This window comes from Paraburkholderia dipogonis, from assembly GCF_046027395.1.
Lineage (GTDB): Bacteria > Pseudomonadota > Gammaproteobacteria > Burkholderiales > Burkholderiaceae > Paraburkholderia > Paraburkholderia dipogonis_A.
On sequence record NZ_JAQQEG010000081.1, the window covers coordinates 1 to 17148 of the forward strand.

The window sequence follows — 17148 nt, forward strand, 5'->3', positions numbered from 1 at the left end:
TTATTCTAATACCCGGGGAAGCGGGGTATGCGGGCCCGCCTTTTTCTTTGCAGCGTCTCGGGCGCGTGCTCCGCCACCTGTGCGACTTTTAGCTCGCCGTCGTGACGACCAGCCGTTCCGGCGCCAGCACGCCCTCACCTTGTTTCGCGACGCCAAGCAGACGCCCTTCCGCCGCGTACACCCGGACGCGCGGCGCGTTCACAGCTTCGCCCGTGATCGTCAACTCGGACAGCTTCAACCGCTGGCCATGCAGGAAGCGGCGCGTCGCGTCTTCATTCAACTGCACGAGCGGGAAGGTAGACAGCAATGCATCCACCGGTTGCAACCACGTATCGCGTTCGCCTTCAGTCGCGTCGGACAGCGCGTCGAGCGTCACCGAATTTTCGAGCGTCAGCGCGCCGACGCCGGTGCGCCGCAGCGCCACCAGATGCGCGCCGCAACCCAATGCTTCACCGATATCCTCGGCCAACGTGCGCACATACGTGCCCTTGCTGCACGTCACGCGAAACGTCACGTCCGGCAACGCGCAGGCGAGCATCTCGAGCTTGAGGATCGTCACCTGACGCCCTTCCCGCTCAACCGTCTGACCGGCGCGCGCGTATTCGTACAGCGGCTTGCCGTCACGCTTGAGCGCCGAATACATCGGCGGAACCTGCGTGATCTCGCCGAGGAATGCCGGCAGAATCGCCCGAACCGCCGCCTCGTCGCACGTCACTTCACGCGTGTCGATCGCTTCGCCTTCGGCGTCGCCGGTGGTCGTGCGAATACCGAGGCGCATGGTGGCCTCGTATGTCTTGTCGGCTTCGAGCAGGTCTTGCGAAAACTTGGTGGCTTCGCCGAAACAGAGCGGCAGCAAGCCGGTTGCCAGTGGATCGAGCGTGCCGGTGTGGCCCGCCTTTTTCGCCAGATAGAGACGCTTCGCCCGAATCAGCGCGTCGTTGCTCGACAGGCCGAGCGGCTTGTCGAGCAGCAGCACGCCGTCGAGCGCGCGACGCGGCACGCGGGGGCGTTGAGGTGCGGTCATGTCAGAAAGACGAAGTCTTCGATGGATACGGAAAACAGCACTGAGCGCGGGGCAACTCAGGCATGGCAGCGAGCGCCGTGGCGAACAGTGCGCTCAGTCTTCTTTCGCGCGATTGGCGTTGGCTTCGTCGATCAGACGCGACATTTCGACGGCCCGCTCGATCGTCTTGTCGTAATGGAAATGCAGCGTCGGCACGGTGTGAATGTGCAGGCGCTTGAAAAGCTGATTGTGCAGATGGCCGGCCGCGTGCGTGAGCGCCTCGAGCGTCTGCTGCGGATCGCCGGTGAGCGTCGTGAAATAGACCTTGGCGTGCGCGTAGTCGGGCGTCAGTTCGACGCTTTGAATCGTGACGATGCCGATGCGCGGATCCTTGACCTCGCGCAGCAACTCGGACAAATCGCGCTGGATCTGATCGGCGATCTGCACGTTGCGATTGGGAGAAGAACGTTTTTTAGGCATGGTGTTATGTGATCCGTTCTAACGGATGCAAAAAATGGTTCGCGCTGCGGTGGTGTGGGTTTCTTCTTATCCGGGCGGCACTCCGGCGGCCCGGACTAACCAGAAGAAGCTCGACCGCGGGCGCTGCTCTACGCAACGGACACGGACAAACGCGTGGCCCCAAAAACAACGGGCGGAGCGGGCGTTAAAGCCCGCTCCGCCCCTTGAGCCGTGCCGCGTGAATTACAGCGAACGCGCGACTTCGGTGACCTCGAAGACTTCGAACTGATCGCCTTCGACGATGTCGTTGAAGTTCTTGATCGACATACCGCACTCGAAGCCCTGACGGACTTCCTTCACGTCGTCCTTGAAGCGCTTGAGCGAATCGAGTTCGCCCGTGAAGATGACGACGTTGTTGCGCAGCACGCGCACCGACGACGAGCGCTTGACGAAACCGTCTGTGACCATACAGCCGGCCACCGCACCGATCTTCGGTACCTTGAAGACCTGACGCACTTCGACCGTACCCGTCACGACTTCGCGCTTTTCCGGTGCCAGCATGCCTGACATCGCAGCCTTCACGTCATCTACTGCGTCATAGATGATGTTGTAGTAGCGAATATCGACGCCGTTGGCTTCCGCCAGCTTGCGCGCCTGTGCATCCGCACGCGTGTTGAAGCCGATGATGACCGCCTTCGAAGCCGTAGCCAGGTTGACGTCCGACTCGCTGATGCCACCCACGGCGCCGTGCACGATCTGCACGCGGACTTCGTCGGTCGACAGCTTGAGCAGCGACTGCACCAAAGCTTCCTGCGAACCTTGCACGTCGGCCTTGACGATGAGCGGCATGTACGCCACTTCGCCTTCGCCCATCTGTTCCAGCATGTTCTCGAGCTTCGCGGCCTGCTGCTTGGCCAGCTTGACGTCGCGGAACTTGCCTTGACGGAACAACGCGACTTCACGCGCCTTGCGGTCGTCCGGCATGACGATGACTTCTTCGCCTGCTTGCGGGACTTCCGACAGACCCTGAATTTCAACCGGGATCGACGGCCCTGCAGACTTGGTCGGCTTGCCGGTTTCGTCGAGCATGGCTCGCACGCGACCGTAAGCGCTACCTGCCAGCACCACGTCGCCGCGGTTCAGCGTACCCGACTGGACCAGGATCGTTGCGACCGGACCCTTACCCTTATCGAGCTTCGCTTCGATGACGAGACCCTTGGCCGGCGCTTCGACCGGTGCCTTCAGTTCCAGCACTTCGGCTTGCAGCAGCACGTTTTCCAGCAAGTCGTCGATGCCCGCGCCGGTTTTAGCCGACACCGACACGAAAGGCGAATCGCCACCGTATTCTTCCGGCACGACGCCTTCCGCGACGAGTTCCTGCTTCACGCGCTCCGGATTCGCATCCGGCTTGTCGATCTTGTTAATCGCGACGACGAGCGGCACGCCGCCTGCCTTCGCGTGAGCGATCGCTTCCTTCGTTTGCGGCATCACGCCGTCGTCGGCTGCGACCACCAGAATCACGATGTCGGTTGCCTTTGCACCGCGGGCACGCATGGCCGTAAAGGCTTCGTGACCCGGCGTGTCGAGGAACGTGATGACGCCACGCGGCGTTTCGACGTGGTAAGCGCCGATGTGCTGCGTAATCCCGCCCGCTTCGCCCGCTGCGACCTTGGCGCGGCGGATGTAGTCGAGCAGCGACGTTTTGCCGTGGTCGACGTGACCCATGACCGTGACGACCGGCGGACGCGGCAGCGCTTCCGCATCGGACACTTCGCCTTCGACCAGCATGGCTTCCGGATCGTCCAGCTTGGCCGCAACCGCGTGGTGGCCCAGTTCCTCGACGATGATCATCGCCGTTTCCTGGTCCAGCATCTGGTTGATCGTGACCATCTGGCCGAGCTTCATCATCGACTTGATGACTTCCGACGCCTTCACCGCCATCTTGTGCGCCAGATCGGCGACCGTGATGGTTTCCGGCACGTGCACTTCACGCACGATCGGTTCGGTCGGCGCCTGGAACGTGGTGTTCTGATCCTGATGCTTGCCGCGACCCTTCGGGCCACCGCGCCAGCCCCGATCGACACCGCCGCTCGTATCGCCACGGGTCTTGATGCCGCGGCGCTTCGCTGCGTCGTCCTGCCAGCCACCCTTGCCGCCGCCCGGCTTCTTCTTGTCGCCGGCGGAAGGCGTGGTCGTGGCAGCCGGAGCCGCAGCAGCCGGCTTCTTGGCTGCCGGACGCGCCGGTGCTTCGCCCGCCGGACGCGCCGGCTTGTGCAGCGTGCCCTTGGCTTCCGCGACCTTGGCCGGCTCAGCAGGCTTCGGTGCCGGTTCCGGCGCCTTGACCTGCGCCTTGCGCGGCGTGTTCATCATTTCGCGAATCGCGCGTGCTTCGGCTTCAGCCGCCGCACGGCGCTTGGCGATTTCTTCCTGCTCGGCGCGCGCTTTCTCGGCAGCCTGACGCGCTGCGTCTTCTGCCTTCTTTGCGGCTTCGCGTTGCGCTGCACGTTCAGCGGCGGCGCGTTCGTCGTCCTGCTCGCTTTGCTTGGCGACCGCCGGCTCCGCTGCCTTGGCAGCCACCGGTTCAGCCTTCGCGGCCACCGGTTGCGCAGCTTGCGCCGGCTTCGCAGTCTGTGCCTGCTCGCGAGCCGCCGCTTCGGCCGCAGCCGCTGCGCGCTTCTTCGCCGATTCTTCTTCCGCACGACGACGCTCGGCCTCAGCAGCCTGCTCGCGCGCCTGACGTTCAGCTTCTTCGCGCTCGAGTTGTTCCTGACGCGCCTTCAGCTCCTGAGCCTGCTTTTCGAGCAACTCGGCTTCGTGACGAGCTTCCTCCTCACGACGCTGGAGTTCCAGATCGTCGACGTCGGCCTCGGCCACATGATTCGATGCATCTCCGTTTTCAGCGGAGGTTTCGTCGCGGCGGACGAAAGTGCGCTTCTTGCGCACCTCGACCTGAATGGTGCGAGCTTTGCCCGTCGCATCGGATTGCTTGATTTCCGACGTATGCCGTTTCGTCAGCGTGATCTTGCGCTTGTCAGCATCAGTCGAGCCGTGAGACTTGCGCAAGTGGTCGAGCAGACGCGCCTTGTCCGTTTCGGACAAGCTGTCGTCTTCGCTCGCTTTTGTGACGCCCGCCGCCTGCAGCTGCTCAAGCAGCACGCCTGCAGGCATTTTCAGTTCCGCGGCAAATTGGGCTACGTTGTTACTCGCCATTCATTCCTCTTAATGCAAGGACCGATTCCTTGCGGTTAGCATCGGGTCATGCGGCCTGACGGCCGCTTCAATTTAGTGCGCCATGGTCATTTCTCACTGGAACCAGTGTTCACGTGCTTTCATGATCAACGCCTTAGCGGCATCCTCTTCCATTCCGGTCATCTCGACCAGTTCATCCACAGCCAGCTCGGCGAGTTCGTCGCGCGTCTGGATCTGATGTTCGGCCAGCTTGGCGAGCAGGTCGGCGTCCATGCCGTCCAGGCTCTTCAGGTCGAGCGCTACATTTTCGACCTTTTCTTCATTCGCGATCGCCAGCGTCAACAGCGCGTCGCGCGAGCGATTACGCAGTTCGTGAACGGTGTCTTCGTCGAATGCCTCGATTTCGAGCATTTCGTTGAGCGGCACATAGGCGATCTCTTCGAGGCTCGTAAAGCCTTCGTCGATCAGGATGTCGGCGACTTCTTCGTCGACATCGAGACGCGCCATGAACAGGTCACGCAGTACACCGCGTTCCTGATTCTGCTTTTGCGCAGATTCGTCCGGCGTCATGATGTTGATCTGCCAGCCGGTGAGTTCGCTGGCAAGACGCACGTTCTGGCCGCTGCGGCCGATCGCGACCGCCAGTTCGTTTTCGTCGACGACGACGTCCATCGAATGTTTTTCTTCATCGACGACGATCGACTGGACGGCTGCCGGCGCGAGCGCGCCGATCACAAACTGTGCGGGATCTTCCGACCATAGCACGATGTCGACGTTTTCGCCACCGAGCTCGTTACGCACAGCCTGCACGCGCGAACCGCGAATGCCGACGCAAGTGCCGATCGGATCGATGCGCTTGTCGTACGCGACCACGCCGATCTTTGCGCGCACGCCCGGATCGCGCGCGGCCGCCTTGATTTCCAGCAGGCCTTGCTCGATTTCCGGCACTTCCATCTCGAACAGCTTCATCAGGAATTCGGGCGCCGTACGCGACAGTTCGATCTGCGGACCACGCGCGGTGCGATCGACCTTCGCGATATAGGCGCGCACGCGGTCGCCCACGCGCAGGTTTTCCTTCGGAATCAGCTGGTCGCGGCGCAGCAGCGCTTCGACACGGCCGGTTTCGACGATGAAGTTGCCCTTGTCGAGACGCTTCACCGAGCCGGTCATGATGTGCTCGCCGCGCTCGAGGAAGTCGTTCAGGATCTGCTCGCGTTCAGCGTCGCGCACCTTCTGCAGGATCACCTGCTTGGCAGCCTGCGCGCCGATACGGCCGAATTCGATCGACGGCACCGGTTCTTCGATGAACTCGTCGAGTTGGATCTCGGGCTTCTGCTCGCGCGCTTCGAACAGCAGAATTTCCTGATCCGGTTCCTGCAAACCGGCTTCGTCCGGCACCACTTTCCAGCGGCGAAACGTTTCGTGCTCGCCGCTTTCACGATCGATCTGGACGCGGATATCCGCGTCTTCTTCGAAGAGTTTCTTGGAGGCCGAAGCGAGGGCCGCCTCGAGCGCGGCAAATACCACGTCTTTGTCGACGTTCTTCTCGCGTGCCAGCGCATCCACCAGCATCAACACTTCGCGACTCATTGTTTGCGGCTCCTAAAGTCAAACTTCGGAACGAGGCGTGCCTTATCGATATCCGCGAGCGTGAAATCGAGCATCGCGGCGCCTTCCTTCCCTTCAAATTCCAGACCGATCGTCTCGCCTTGCGGAGCATGCAGGATGCCCCGGTACGATTTCCGTCCGTCCAATGGCTTTTTCAATGTGATTACCACTTCGCTGCCTGCGAAGCGTTCAAAATCCGCCAGTTTTTTCAGCGGGCGGTCGAGCCCCGGCGACGATACTTCAAGCCGCTCGTAATCGATATTTTCGACCGTCAAAACGTGCTGGAGCTGACGCGTGACTTTCTCGCAGTCTTCGATCGCGATGCCGGCCGGCTGGTCGATATAGATACACAACATGCCGCGCCCGGTGCGCTCGAGATCGACGAGCTCGTAGCCGAGTCCCACGACCGTGGTTTCAATCAGTTCCGTCAGTTGCACAGTGCCCTCTTAGATGTTCGCGCAGCGAGCCTGCCGCTTGTTTTGCAAACAACCAATGCGGGCCGCGCGCCAAGCCGGCGCACGTTCGTGCTACCCGAGATGCCGAACCACTGAGAACTGATCGGCAAAAAAAAATGGGCTAAACGCCCATCATCTTATTGCCGGTGGTCGCACCTGAGCCGCACATAAAAAGCCGCACGCCCAGCGACTTCGCGATTGTAGCCATTTTTCGGGACAAACGCAAACCGCAGAACGCCGCCCAACGCGCTTTTCCGCTTGATTTCATGGGAATCTTTCAACGATATGACGGCGCTTCGGGCCTTTTGCAAGGCGGCTCATGCCGCCTCGAACCCGCGCTGGACAAGCGGGGCAAATGAAATCCGCCCCCACTTCCATTTACGCCGCGGTTTTATGCGTCACATGAAACCGCGAGACGCGAAACCGACGGCGTTCGTCGATCGATTTGGCCGTGGCCGGGCGAAAGATCGTTGAAGAACGATCCGCGGCTCACCGCCATGCATGACTGGCGTACTGCTTAACGGCCGCGCGAACGGCCGCGCGGAGCGCCGCCGCCACGGTTGGCACCGCCGGCGTTGGCGTTGCCGCCGCCCGCACGGTTGCCAGCGCCGCCGCGATTGCCACCCGGCCCGCGGTTGCCGCCGCCGCTGCCCGGATTGGGACCGCTGCTGCCGCCGGCGCCGGCGCGTTTGCCGCCGCCAGCCGCACGGTTGCCATTGCCCGACGGTGCGCGATTGCCATCGACTTCACGGCCGCCACGCGGGCCGCCCGCGCCGCCGCCCATCGGGCCACTGAAACCACCGGCGCCACGGCCGGCGCCGCGGTTGCCGTAACCACCGCCGAAACCGGCGCCCGCGCCGCCACCGAAGCCACCGCCCGCCGCACCGCGCCGACCCTGGCCTTGGCCCTGGCCACGCGGTTGCTGCTGGTCGAACCGGCCATGCGACATCAGCACGGGTTCGCGACTAATGAAGCCCATCGACGTCTGCATCGGATCCGGCTGCTTGCGCTCCGGCGCTTCCCTGCGGCCGCCTTTTTCTTCCGTCGGCGCTTTCAGGCCGACCGACGCCATCAGCGCGCGCACCTGGTTGTCTTCGAGCTCTTCCCAACGGCCGCGCTTGAGACCCTTCGGCAGCGAAATCGGGCCGTGACGGGTGCGGATCAGACGGCTGACCATCAGGCCCGCCGCTTCAAACATACGGCGCACTTCGCGGTTACGCCCTTCGGCGAGCGCGACGTGATACCAATGATTAGTGCCTTCGCCACCACCATCGCGGATACGCAGGAAGTTCGCCGGGCCGTCTTCCAGCTCGACGCCGTGCAGCAGCTTCTGACGCATGCCTTCCGCCAGTTCGCCGACCACGCGCACCGCATATTCACGCTCGACGCTATAACGCGGGTGCATGAAACGGTTCGCCAGATCGCCCGACGTGGTCAGCATCAGCAGACCTTCCGTATTGAAGTCGAGACGGCCGACCGCGAGCCACTTGGCGGTTTTCATCGGCGGCAGATTGTCGAACACCGAAGGACGGCCTTCCGGGTCCGCGTGGCTGACGATTTCGCCGGTCGGTTTGTGATACAGCAGCACGCGCGGCGGCTTGTTGGCCAGCTTGCGCTTGACCGGCTTGCCGTTGATGCGGACCTGGTCGGTCGGCATGATGCGCTGGCCGATATGAGCCGGCTCGCCGTTCACCGACACACGGCCCGCGACGATCAATTCTTCCATGTCGCGACGCGAGCCCATGCCGGCTTCGGCTAGCACCTTGTGCAGCTTCGGCGCGTCGTCGTCGGCGGCGAGCACGCGCTTGGGCGCGGCCGGCTTGCCACGGCGCAGCATCGGCGCGCGCACGCCACCGGTGGCGCTGTTGTCCGCGTCGAACGCGGGCGATGTGACGTAAGAGAACAGGTCGTCCTGACCCGCGGCTGCCGCTGCCGCTGCCGCCGGCGCTTCGCCGCCGCGGCTGTTCTGACGCTGGCCGCCTTCGCGCGGCTGACGCTCGCGCTGACCTTCACGCGGTGCGCCCTCGCGCTTCGCGCCGCCTGCATTACGACGCGGCCCTTGACCCTTCGCGCCCGCGTCCTTGCGCGGCATACGCACTTGCGCGACGACTTCGCCGTCCGGCGGTGCCTCGGTGACGACCGGCGCCCCTTGCGCGGGCGCGCCTTCGGCGCCCTTCGTCTTCGCGCCGGCGCGGCGCCGGGCGATCAGGCTGCGCGGGCCGCGACGCAGGCCGCGGCGCGGACGGTCTTCACCGTCTGCTTCCGTGGTCTGCGCCGGGCGCTCGCCCTCGCCTGCCGACGCTTGCGTGGTGCGCGTTTCGTCAGCGCGCGCCGACGGCACGGCGCGCTCGGATTCGGACGAATCGGTGTCGTGGGTATGTGTCAAAACAACCTCAAAATGTCAGGTCGCGCACGCCCGTTGCGGGCGTGGCAAAAAAAGTTCGGTTACGTCAGGCGCTGCGCGACTCGGGTTCGTCGTCGGTCAGAATGCCTGCGTCCTGCGCCGCATCGCGACGATCCTCAGGATCGCCGTGCGCCGCCTTGGTCGGGTTCGGCTCGGCGGCGTGCTCCGTATTGCGGAGTACGCCCGAGTCGTGCGCGGGTATTGCCGGATCGGCCTGGGAGACCGGATCGTGATTCTGTGCGGACTCGGCGGCGCCGGTCTGCGGTGCAACGTGTGCTGCGTTTGCCGTTTCAGCATGTTCCTGCGTGGCCGGCGTGGCAGCGGCGTCCGGATGCGACCCGGTGGACGCCGATGCGTCTTGCGCCGCGATTTCTGCTGCGCTGTCGGCCGGCTCAGCGTGCTGCGTCTGATGGTCTTCAGCGATTTCCGTTCCCGACGCCTCGTCTACTGCTTCGAGCTGGCTGTCAACGGCACGGCTAGCTGCATCAGCAGAGTCGGATTGCGGCGCTTCGCCCGTGACTTGCGGAATATTCTCCGACTCATCATCGGCAGTTGGGCTCACAAATTCGTCCGCAACAGCGTCGTCCGCAACAGCGCCTGCTTCAACCACAACGCCGGAATCCACCACCTCTTCTTCCGAAGCCAAAGCCTGTCCGGCATCGGCGTCGGCGAACTCGATCGCGTGCTGACCGAGCAGATCCGCGTTCAACTGCGCCGACGGATCGGCGAGTGGCGGTAATTCGTCCAACGCTTTCAGCCCGAGGTCGTCAAGGAACTGCCGCGTGGTCGCGTACAGCGCGGGACGGCCCGGCACATCACGATGACCGATCACTTCGATCCAGCCGCGATCTTCGAGCTGCTTGACGACCTGCGTGTTCACCGTGACGCCGCGAATCTCTTCGATATCGCCACGCGTCACCGGTTGCCGGTATGCAATGATCGCGAGCGTTTCGAGCACCGCGCGCGAATATTTCGGCGGTTTCTCAGGATGCAAACGATCCAGATACGAACGCATCGCGGGCTTGCTTTGAAACCGCCACCCCGACGCCAGCCCGACCAACTCCACACCGCGCCCAGACCAGTCCTGCTTGAGGTCTTCGAGCAAAGTCCGAACGGTGTCTGCCGACACGCCGTCGGCAAAGAGCTTGCGCAACTCGCCGAGCTTTAACGGCTCCTGCGCGCAGATCAAGGCAGTCTCGAGGACGATCTTCGCCTCTTGGGTATTCATGCAGCTAGGTCAGACCCTGTGGTCAAAGAACCGGATCAAACAGACGATGTGGAACTGAAGACGCGCTCGCCCGATTCTGATCGGTCATATTGATGGGAGCACGCACCGGGGGGAGGCGAAACAGACAATCGAGCCAAACCCAGCCGGACGGAGCAGCGATATTCCTGAAGGGAACCGCGTGACTGAGCGCCATATTACGCAAAAACAATCAGTGCGTAAAGACGAAATCCCCTGCGCATTTTCTAGCCACGCCTTAACGGACGCGCTTTAGCGAAAAAGTGGGCTTAATTTGATAAAAACCCGCTTTCTTCGGCTGTTCTTCGCATGGTTGGTTCAATAGCTTTACGCAGCCGCCTTTCCGCCACGCGCTCACTGCCCTGTTGCGTGTGCCGTCAGGAACCGTTTCAGGCGCTCGACGCCCGCGTCCAGCCGCGCGGTGTCGCAGGCGTAGCACCAGCGCACGAAGCCCTCGCCTTGCGGACCGAAGGCGCTGCCCGGCGCCACGCCGAGCCCGGCGTCACGCACCATCGCCTTGCAAAGCTCCAGACTGCGCGAGGCGCCCGGCATCGAGAAAAACAGATACATCGCGCCGGGCGGCGTCTTGACGTCGATGCCAGGGACCGTGGCGAGCGCGCGCACCAGATGGTCGCGCGACGCCTTCAGGTCGCGCACCAGTTCCTGCGTGAAGCGCTCGCCCTGCTCGATGGCCGCGATGCCCGCCTGCTGCACGAAGGCCGGTGCGCACGAAGTGTTGTACTCGACTAGCTTGCCCAGATCGTCCATCAACGAGGCCGGCGCGACGATCCAGCCAAGCCGCCAGCCCGTCATCAACCATGCCTTCGAAAACGAATTGACGCAGATCACGCGTTCGTCGCGGGTGGCCAGATCCAGGAACGACGGCGCCGTGCGCGAGGACGCGCCGGGCTCGGCGTCCGGATAGTAAAGGCGCTCGTAGACCTCGTCCGCGACGATCCAGATACCGTGGCGCCGGCAATGCGCCAGCACGGCGCGCTGCTCGTCGCGACTCATTACCCAGCCGGTCGGATTGTTCGGCGAGTTGATCAGCAGCATTTTCGTGTCGGGCGTCAGCGCTGCCAGCAATTGCTCCAGGTCGAGTTGCCAGCCGCGCTCGCCGTAAACCAGCGCGACGGTTTCGACGTGCGCGCCGAGAATCTTCGGAATCTCGACCAGATTCGGCCAGAGCGGCGTCACCGCGACGACGCGGTCACCCGCGCCCACCACGAGTTGCGCCGCGAGCATCAGCGCGTTGACGCCGGCGCTCGTCACCGCGATATGCTCCGGCGACGTCGCGCCGTGCAGTTCGCCGACATAGCCCGCCAGCGCAGCGCGCAGCGGCGCGATGCCGAGGTTGTGCGTGTAGAACGTCGCACCGGCCGCCAATGCGGCGCTGGCGGCGTCGCGGATAAAGGCCGGTGTGACGCGGTCGGACTCGCCGAACCAGAACGGCAGGACGTCGTCGACGCCGAAGCCGGCATTGGCGACTTCGCGGATCTGCGAAGGACGCAGTGCGCGCACGGCGTCGCGCGCGTTCGGGATGGATGGCACGGGCAGATCCGATTCGCTCATCGAGGCTTCCAGGCGGGTGAAGGGCATGGGTTCAAATTCAGCAGAGGCAACAGTTTAGCTTGGCGCGTCTTTTCGGGACCTCGAAGTCGGCGGATGAGAAGGCGTCGCGGGAAGATCGGTCGCGGATGGGTTGCGGCCAGGCGCCGTGCTTCGAGAACGGCAACATTCGTCCCATCGCACCCTCTCCGATCGTGCGGCGTCACGCGCATCACGCGGCCGCACCTTGCTCCCACGGAATATCGCACTTCCCGCACGACCGCACTTTTGCCGCTCGCTCGCGGGAACATCACGCACGCCGCACCATCGCCAACTAGCTTAAATCCTCCGCCCGTCCCGGCAATTGGCGAATCAGTCCCCACACCGCCTCCGCCGCCGGCGACAGCGACCGGTCGCGCCGCCGCACCAGTTCGACCGTGCGTTCCGCGCGCGGCACGAGCGGCCGGGCCACCAGCGAGGCGCCCGCCGGTAGCGGCAAGGCGAGCCACGGCAGCACGCTCACGCCGACGCCCGCCTCGACCAGCCCAAAAACGGTCGCCGAATGCCCCAGCTCCTGCACCACGGTGGCGCTCACGCCATGTTCCTGCATCACGGCGTCGATGATCGGCCGGCTGCCCGACGCGTAATCGAGCATCACGAGCTGCTGGCCGTCCAGGTCCGTCCACGCCACGCGCTCCTTCGCCGCCAGCGGATGATCGTCGCGCGTGACGACGCAGAATGAATCCGTCATCAGCGATTCGCTGAGCAGGTCGTCGGCGGAAAACGGGCCGATGATCACGCCGAAATCGACCTCGCCCGACTTGACCTTACGCACCACGTCGCTCTGCACGTCGTCGCGCAGTCCCAGCGCAATATAGGGGAATTGCTGTCCGCACGAGGCCACCACGCGCGGCATGAGCCGGCACGCCACCGTTGGGCTGGCGGCCACCACCACACGTCCGCGGCGCTGCTCACCGATTTCGCGGATCTCGCGAAGCGCGTCGTCCAGATCCGTCAGCAGACGCGACACGCTCGACACGAGATTGCCGCCGACATCTGTGAGTTGCACCTCGCGGGTGGTGCGATCGATCAGCTTGAGGCCGATCTCGCCCTCCAGTTCGCGCACGCAACGGCTGACCGCCGACTGCGTCAGGCCGATTTCATCGCCCGCCCGGCTGAAGCTCTGCAAACGGGCGACCTCGATGAAAACCCTTAGCTGGCGCAGCGTGACATTCATTTACCGACCTCATCAATTGCATCATTTGATGCGTATTGTAAGGCGAAAGATAGCACCACAGTCGCTTTTCGCAATCTCGCTGCAATGCAGCGATAAGGCGCAAACGCACGCTGGTCGGGCCTGATTGCACAAGATTGGTGATTGTCCCGATTTGCGAGATGGGTTTTTTGGATTCTTATACGCCCCTAGCTAGCGCCCGCGCTGGCCCGCTGTCACGGGGCTTTCAGGCGGTTGGACTTATCTTGGCACACTTCCTGCATTTACCTGCAGACAAGGGTCGGCGCCATGATTCTGACTGCATAGCAGACCGTGGCAAGCCCGACCCTCCTTGGCACTCGCCTATCGAGTGCATGGAGAGTGCGCGGCGCGGGGCAGCGCACCGGAGTTAGCTTCGCTGAGGTGAAACATGATGCTGTTCGACGATTTGAGAGACAACGAGTGGGCGCTGGTCGAGGCGTTGTTCTGTGCGGAGCCAGCACGGAGCGAACGGCGCGGTCGGCCACGCGTGGAAGCGCGCGCGGTTGTCAACGCCGTGCTGTGGGTGCTATCGACAGGCGAAGGCTGGTCCAAACTACCGGGCCGCTATCCGTCGCCGCCGACTTGCCGCCGTCGTTTCGACGAGTGGCAAGCCGATGGTACGCTCGCCGAAATAGTTAAGCGACTCGGCACGAGCGGCCGTGAAATTTCGCTGCGCGGGCGGATTGGCGCGACCGCCGCGAAACCGCCGGCACCGCCGAGCCGTGACCGCCTGCGCGGCGCATTCTGGACCAATCCGGAATCGTGGCGCGCGCCGGTCAAGATGGCCTGACGCACACTGCTTTTCCTCCGGGCGCCTGCGGGCGCCCGGCGTGTATCAATCCCAGGTCGACGCGTGTTGACACACGCCGTACCTGTCATGGGCACCGCTCTTCGGCGCGCCCAACACAGTCGTCACTTCCCGTTACACCCAGCCTGCCTGCGCGCTGCTTCAGACGTCTGAAGCAGCGCGATAGTTGCTGGTGAAACATCCATTTACTATTACTTACAGCGTGCTTTCGCGACTGGGCATACCTTATATGTATGCAAACAGGCCTTGAGTCGATCGGCTTGACGGGAGCTCAGCATGAAACCAATGTCACTGCTTCTGTGCGGCATTGTCGTTTCATCGATGGCCGCACCGGCGCTTGCCCAGCAGCGCCAACAGGCTTGGAACTGGCGGCCGGATCGTCCGGCTACCATCGAAGCCTGGCAGCAAAGCGATACGCGCGCCCGCGACTTCACACCGCCGGCGCCGCGCGGAGACTTGCGCGGCGATATCGCCAGCAACGTGCGCACGCGGCCCGAGGCGCCTCGCCAGGATCCGACGCACCGGCGTTAGGCGCAGTCGAACGCGAGCAAAGCCTGCCCGCCTACTCGCGAAACGCCGTAGCGCATATTGAATAATTGGGGGAACCACCGCGCGTTGTGCCAGTCTGATTTAACGCCATTAGCACAGCGTGGCAGTAGTAATTCCGGTACGCCCGTATCCTCGCGATACGGGCTTTTTTTGCGGTTTCGCTACCTGAACGGTGCCTGCGCCGCGCCTTTGAACGCGCAAGACGCACGGCACGACGCAAGTGGATGTGACGCGGATGGACGCAGCAATGGAGACACCACCAGCCGCTCAAAGCGGCCGGAAAACTACGCCCGCCAGCGCGCCGGACCTAAGGCCGGACTTCGAGCGCGGCGGTGGGCCGCGTATCGGCTGTAGCGACGACGTAGTCGTTCATGCGCTGTGCTGTCCAGGTGAGCAGACGTTCGTCATGGGCGAGCCGCGCAAACTCGGCTCTGCCCCGCTCCGTGAGCACGGCGATATCGACAGGTGCGTGGAAACCCGGAGCCGGCGCGACAGTGCGCTGCCGAACGGTGTCCATCAAGCCTAGTGCGCGAAGATATTGGAATACACCCGGCCTTCTAGCCCATGGGACCTGGCGATATTGCGCCCGCCGCAGCGCTTCAAGTACCGCTTCGTTGGAATACGTGGTCATCTCACTTCTTTCTTAAAGTGCAGCTATGACACATTTATGCCCAACACGTCACCGCGCCACCAGTGACGCGCGTAGCACCCGCCCTTGGCTGGAAGCTGACTGCAACTCGTGCAGTCGAATTCCGCCAGGTGCTGCCTGGTCTCGTTTTCGGAACCCCCGTCTGAACGGCATGTTAGCGTTCTGTCCACGAACTGGCCATGCAACCGCTGTGGCGCGATAGCAAGCCCGTGGATTTGTCCCGAAAGACATACGTTACCGCATTTAAATTGATTCTATTCACTTTATTAGCGCTTTTTTTTGCAGCAATCGTGCTATGGAAAGGCGCCCGCCGACCTCTAGCCGTCTGCACGGTCGCCCTTTTCTGGCTGCTCGCCGCCGGCTGGCTCACCGCGCCCTTGCTGAAATTGGCGCAGCCGCGCTGGCGGACCGAGACGCCCGCCACGTTCGCGCCGCGCACTGCGATCATCATGCTGGGCGGCGGCACGATCTACGACGACGACCACGTCCTCGTGCCCCCGAGCGACGTGCTTGCGCGCATTGCGGCGAGCGCCGAGAACTACGCCGCCTGCAAACGCGCGGCGGATACATGCCATGTGATCGTGAGCGGCGGCAATCCGCAGCGGCATCGCGCGACTGAAGCCGACACCTATCTGCCTTACCTGCTGCGCCGACAGGTGCCGCGCGCGGACATCGTGCTGGAAAACAGCAGCCTCACGACCTACGAAAACGCGCGCAACGTCTCTACCATTCTGCAGGGCTCACGTTACGATTCGCTGATCCTTATCACCTCCGCGTATCAGATGCCGCGCGCCTTGCTCGACTTCCACCGTTTCGGCCTGGCGCCGCAACCGCTGATCTCGAACGCGCTAGGCGCACGTCTTGGTGTACTGCCGCGATATGACAACCTGGTGACTGCGGAGACCGCGCTGCACGAATTGATCGGCATCGCGCAATTTCACGTCTATCGCGCGATCGGCTGGTTCTGAAATTCATTTCTGAAACTCGAACCGCGTCACACGCCGATTTATTTAGAAATACGAAGAATGCCCTTGAGCGGCAACGGGTTGTCGTGACTTTCGCGCTCGACTCACCGCGCATCACGACTGCCGGCTGAACGTAACAAGATGTAACGAATTGTCATCGCAGTTACAAAACCGTCTGTTGGAGCGGATATTGCTGGCTAGAATGCATTGTCTTTCCGTTTGGACAGGCAAGTACTCGGGTCCACAACCACTCTGCGGAGGTAGCGATGAAGAAAGTGTCCCTGGCGATCCTGGTTTCCCTCAGTGCCGTAACGGGCGCGGCTTATGCGCAGGACAACGGCGTCATGATGAGCACCGATCCGGCCAAGGCCGCCGACGTCGAGCAGCGCGCGCAAGATTTGCAAAACCGCCAGCAAGCAATGGAAAGTGCACCGGCCACGCCGATGAAACACCACAAATCGGCCCCGCATCACAAGAAGGCCCCTAAGGCCGACGCCGGCTCCTAAGCGCAGTTACCCGACTCACCCGCGGCCGCGCCGCGAAGGTGAAAAGCCGAAGCCGGCACCGCCCGCTTCGGCTTTTTTGTTGTTTAATGGACTGGCGAAGGACTCGCCAGACGCGGAGCAGCGCGACTCGCCGACTTGCCCGCGCCGACGGCTCGAGGCCTCGCGGCGCCCGACTGGCGGTGTGCTAAAGTCGCGCACCGACCGGCGCCTGGCCGGAATCCCCTAACCCGTGCGCACCTTGGTGCGGAGGACAGCATGAGCAACATCCAGCTTGATATCGAATGGACTGAAGCAGCATCTCGCAAAATCGAAAAACTGATGCCGCGCGGCGGTCAGGAGGCGTTTCTGGCGCTGCCGCCCGTCGAATGCCTGCCGATGGAAGGCGACGTGCTGTTTCTCGGCCCGGACGGCAAGCAGCAGCCGTTCATCGTCGCGGAACGCCAGTATCATCATGATGGCGACGCTGATTGGACCATCATCCTGATTCTCGACGTCCCGCAAGCCACG

14 protein-coding genes and 1 pseudogene are annotated in these 17148 nt (G+C 63.2%); 5 read left to right on the forward strand and 10 right to left on the reverse strand.

Annotated features, from left to right (window positions below; translation table 11 throughout):
• Nucleotides 1-88: 88 nt before the first annotated feature.
• The 9 genes from truB to PQR32_RS41005 form a co-directional block, all read right to left on the reverse strand.
• Nucleotides 89-1024: a tRNA pseudouridine(55) synthase TruB gene (truB, locus tag PQR32_RS40965; RefSeq protein ID WP_408241257.1), complete on the reverse strand. Its 936-nt coding sequence runs from the start codon at nt 1022-1024 to the stop codon at nt 89-91.
• Nucleotides 1025-1117: 93 nt separating this feature from the next.
• The gene (gene rbfA, locus PQR32_RS40970) at nt 1118-1483 is read right to left on the reverse strand and encodes a 30S ribosome-binding factor RbfA (RefSeq protein ID WP_042324072.1); all 366 of its coding nucleotides are present in this window, start codon (nt 1481-1483) and stop codon (nt 1118-1120) included.
• Between the two features lie 222 nt (nt 1484-1705).
• The gene (gene infB, locus PQR32_RS40975) at nt 1706-4672 is read right to left on the reverse strand and encodes a translation initiation factor IF-2 (RefSeq protein WP_408241260.1); all 2967 of its coding nucleotides are present in this window, start codon (nt 4670-4672) and stop codon (nt 1706-1708) included.
• A 93-nt stretch (nt 4673-4765) separates the two neighbouring features.
• Nucleotides 4766-6241, reverse strand: coding sequence for a transcription termination factor NusA (gene nusA / locus PQR32_RS40980; RefSeq protein WP_168793450.1), 1476 nt, complete (start codon nt 6239-6241; stop codon nt 4766-4768).
• Nucleotides 6238-6696 carry a ribosome maturation factor RimP gene (gene rimP / locus PQR32_RS40985; protein WP_012432651.1) on the reverse strand — a complete coding sequence of 153 codons (459 nt, stop codon included), beginning with the start codon at nt 6694-6696 and terminating at the stop codon, nt 6238-6240. Before rimP ends, nusA begins: the two co-directional genes overlap by 4 nt.
• Nucleotides 6697-7231: 535 nt before the next feature.
• Nucleotides 7232-9100: a 23S rRNA pseudouridine(2605) synthase RluB gene (rluB, locus tag PQR32_RS40990; RefSeq protein WP_408241264.1), complete on the reverse strand. Its 1869-nt coding sequence runs from the start codon at nt 9098-9100 to the stop codon at nt 7232-7234.
• A 64-nt stretch (nt 9101-9164) separates the two neighbouring features.
• Nucleotides 9165-10346 carry an SMC-Scp complex subunit ScpB gene (scpB, locus tag PQR32_RS40995; RefSeq protein WP_408241267.1) on the reverse strand — a complete coding sequence of 394 codons (1182 nt, stop codon included), beginning with the start codon at nt 10344-10346 and terminating at the stop codon, nt 9165-9167.
• Between the two features lie 369 nt (nt 10347-10715).
• Nucleotides 10716-11933, reverse strand: a complete 1218-nt coding sequence (locus PQR32_RS41000; protein WP_408241270.1) for a pyridoxal phosphate-dependent aminotransferase — start codon at nt 11931-11933, stop codon at nt 10716-10718.
• Between the two features lie 310 nt (nt 11934-12243).
• The gene (locus PQR32_RS41005) at nt 12244-13146 is read right to left on the reverse strand and encodes a LysR family transcriptional regulator (protein WP_408241273.1); all 903 of its coding nucleotides are present in this window, start codon (nt 13144-13146) and stop codon (nt 12244-12246) included.
• A 409-nt stretch (nt 13147-13555) separates the two neighbouring features.
• On the opposite strand from PQR32_RS41005, the pseudogene PQR32_RS41010 reads away from it, so the two are divergent.
• Nucleotides 13556-13951, forward strand: a pseudogene (locus PQR32_RS41010) (transposase); the annotation flags it as partial.
• A 297-nt stretch (nt 13952-14248) separates the two neighbouring features.
• On the forward strand, nt 14249-14503 hold the full coding sequence (locus PQR32_RS41015) for a hypothetical protein (RefSeq protein ID WP_408218640.1): 255 nt from the start codon (nt 14249-14251) through the stop codon (nt 14501-14503).
• Between the two features lie 325 nt (nt 14504-14828).
• Here PQR32_RS41015 and PQR32_RS41020 read toward each other — a convergent pair whose 3' ends face one another.
• Entirely contained in the window at nt 14829-15152 is a 324-nt protein-coding gene (locus tag PQR32_RS41020) for a hypothetical protein (RefSeq protein ID WP_132374957.1), read from the reverse strand.
• Nucleotides 15153-15418: 266 nt separating this feature from the next.
• On the opposite strand from PQR32_RS41020, the gene PQR32_RS41025 reads away from it, so the two are divergent.
• From PQR32_RS41025 to PQR32_RS41035, 3 genes are all read left to right on the forward strand, one after another.
• Entirely contained in the window at nt 15419-16138 is a 720-nt protein-coding gene (locus PQR32_RS41025; protein ID WP_408241276.1) for a YdcF family protein, read from the forward strand.
• A 263-nt stretch (nt 16139-16401) separates the two neighbouring features.
• Complete coding sequence (locus PQR32_RS41030; protein WP_408218646.1) at nt 16402-16641, forward strand: hypothetical protein; 240 nt, start codon at nt 16402-16404, stop codon at nt 16639-16641.
• A gap of 255 nt (nt 16642-16896) precedes the next feature.
• Nucleotides 16897-17148, forward strand: a 252-nt coding sequence (locus PQR32_RS41035) for a DNA-binding protein (protein ID WP_408241279.1), incomplete at its 3' end; no start/stop codon positions are given.

Excerpts from the sequence above, each read along its gene's own strand:
- truB (WP_408241257.1), bottom strand. The coding sequence starts at position 1,024 with ATGACCGCACCTCAACGCCCCCGCGTGCCGCGTCGCGCGCTCGACGGC.
- rbfA (WP_042324072.1), bottom strand. The coding sequence starts at position 1,483 with ATGCCTAAAAAACGTTCTTCTCCCAATCGCAACGTGCAGATCGCCGAT.
- infB (WP_408241260.1), bottom strand. The coding sequence starts at position 4,672 with ATGGCGAGTAACAACGTAGCCCAATTTGCCGCGGAACTGAAAATGCCT.
- nusA (WP_168793450.1), bottom strand. The coding sequence starts at position 6,241 with ATGAGTCGCGAAGTGTTGATGCTGGTGGATGCGCTGGCACGCGAGAAG.
- scpB (WP_408241267.1), bottom strand. The coding sequence starts at position 10,346 with ATGAATACCCAAGAGGCGAAGATCGTCCTCGAGACTGCCTTGATCTGC.
- PQR32_RS41000 (WP_408241270.1), bottom strand. The coding sequence starts at position 11,933 with ATGAGCGAATCGGATCTGCCCGTGCCATCCATCCCGAACGCGCGCGAC.
- PQR32_RS41005 (WP_408241273.1), bottom strand. The coding sequence starts at position 13,146 with ATGAATGTCACGCTGCGCCAGCTAAGGGTTTTCATCGAGGTCGCCCGT.
- PQR32_RS41015 (WP_408218640.1), top strand. The coding sequence starts at position 14,249 with ATGAAACCAATGTCACTGCTTCTGTGCGGCATTGTCGTTTCATCGATG.
- PQR32_RS41020 (WP_132374957.1), bottom strand. The coding sequence starts at position 15,152 with ATGACCACGTATTCCAACGAAGCGGTACTTGAAGCGCTGCGGCGGGCG.
- PQR32_RS41030 (WP_408218646.1), top strand. The coding sequence starts at position 16,402 with ATGAAGAAAGTGTCCCTGGCGATCCTGGTTTCCCTCAGTGCCGTAACG.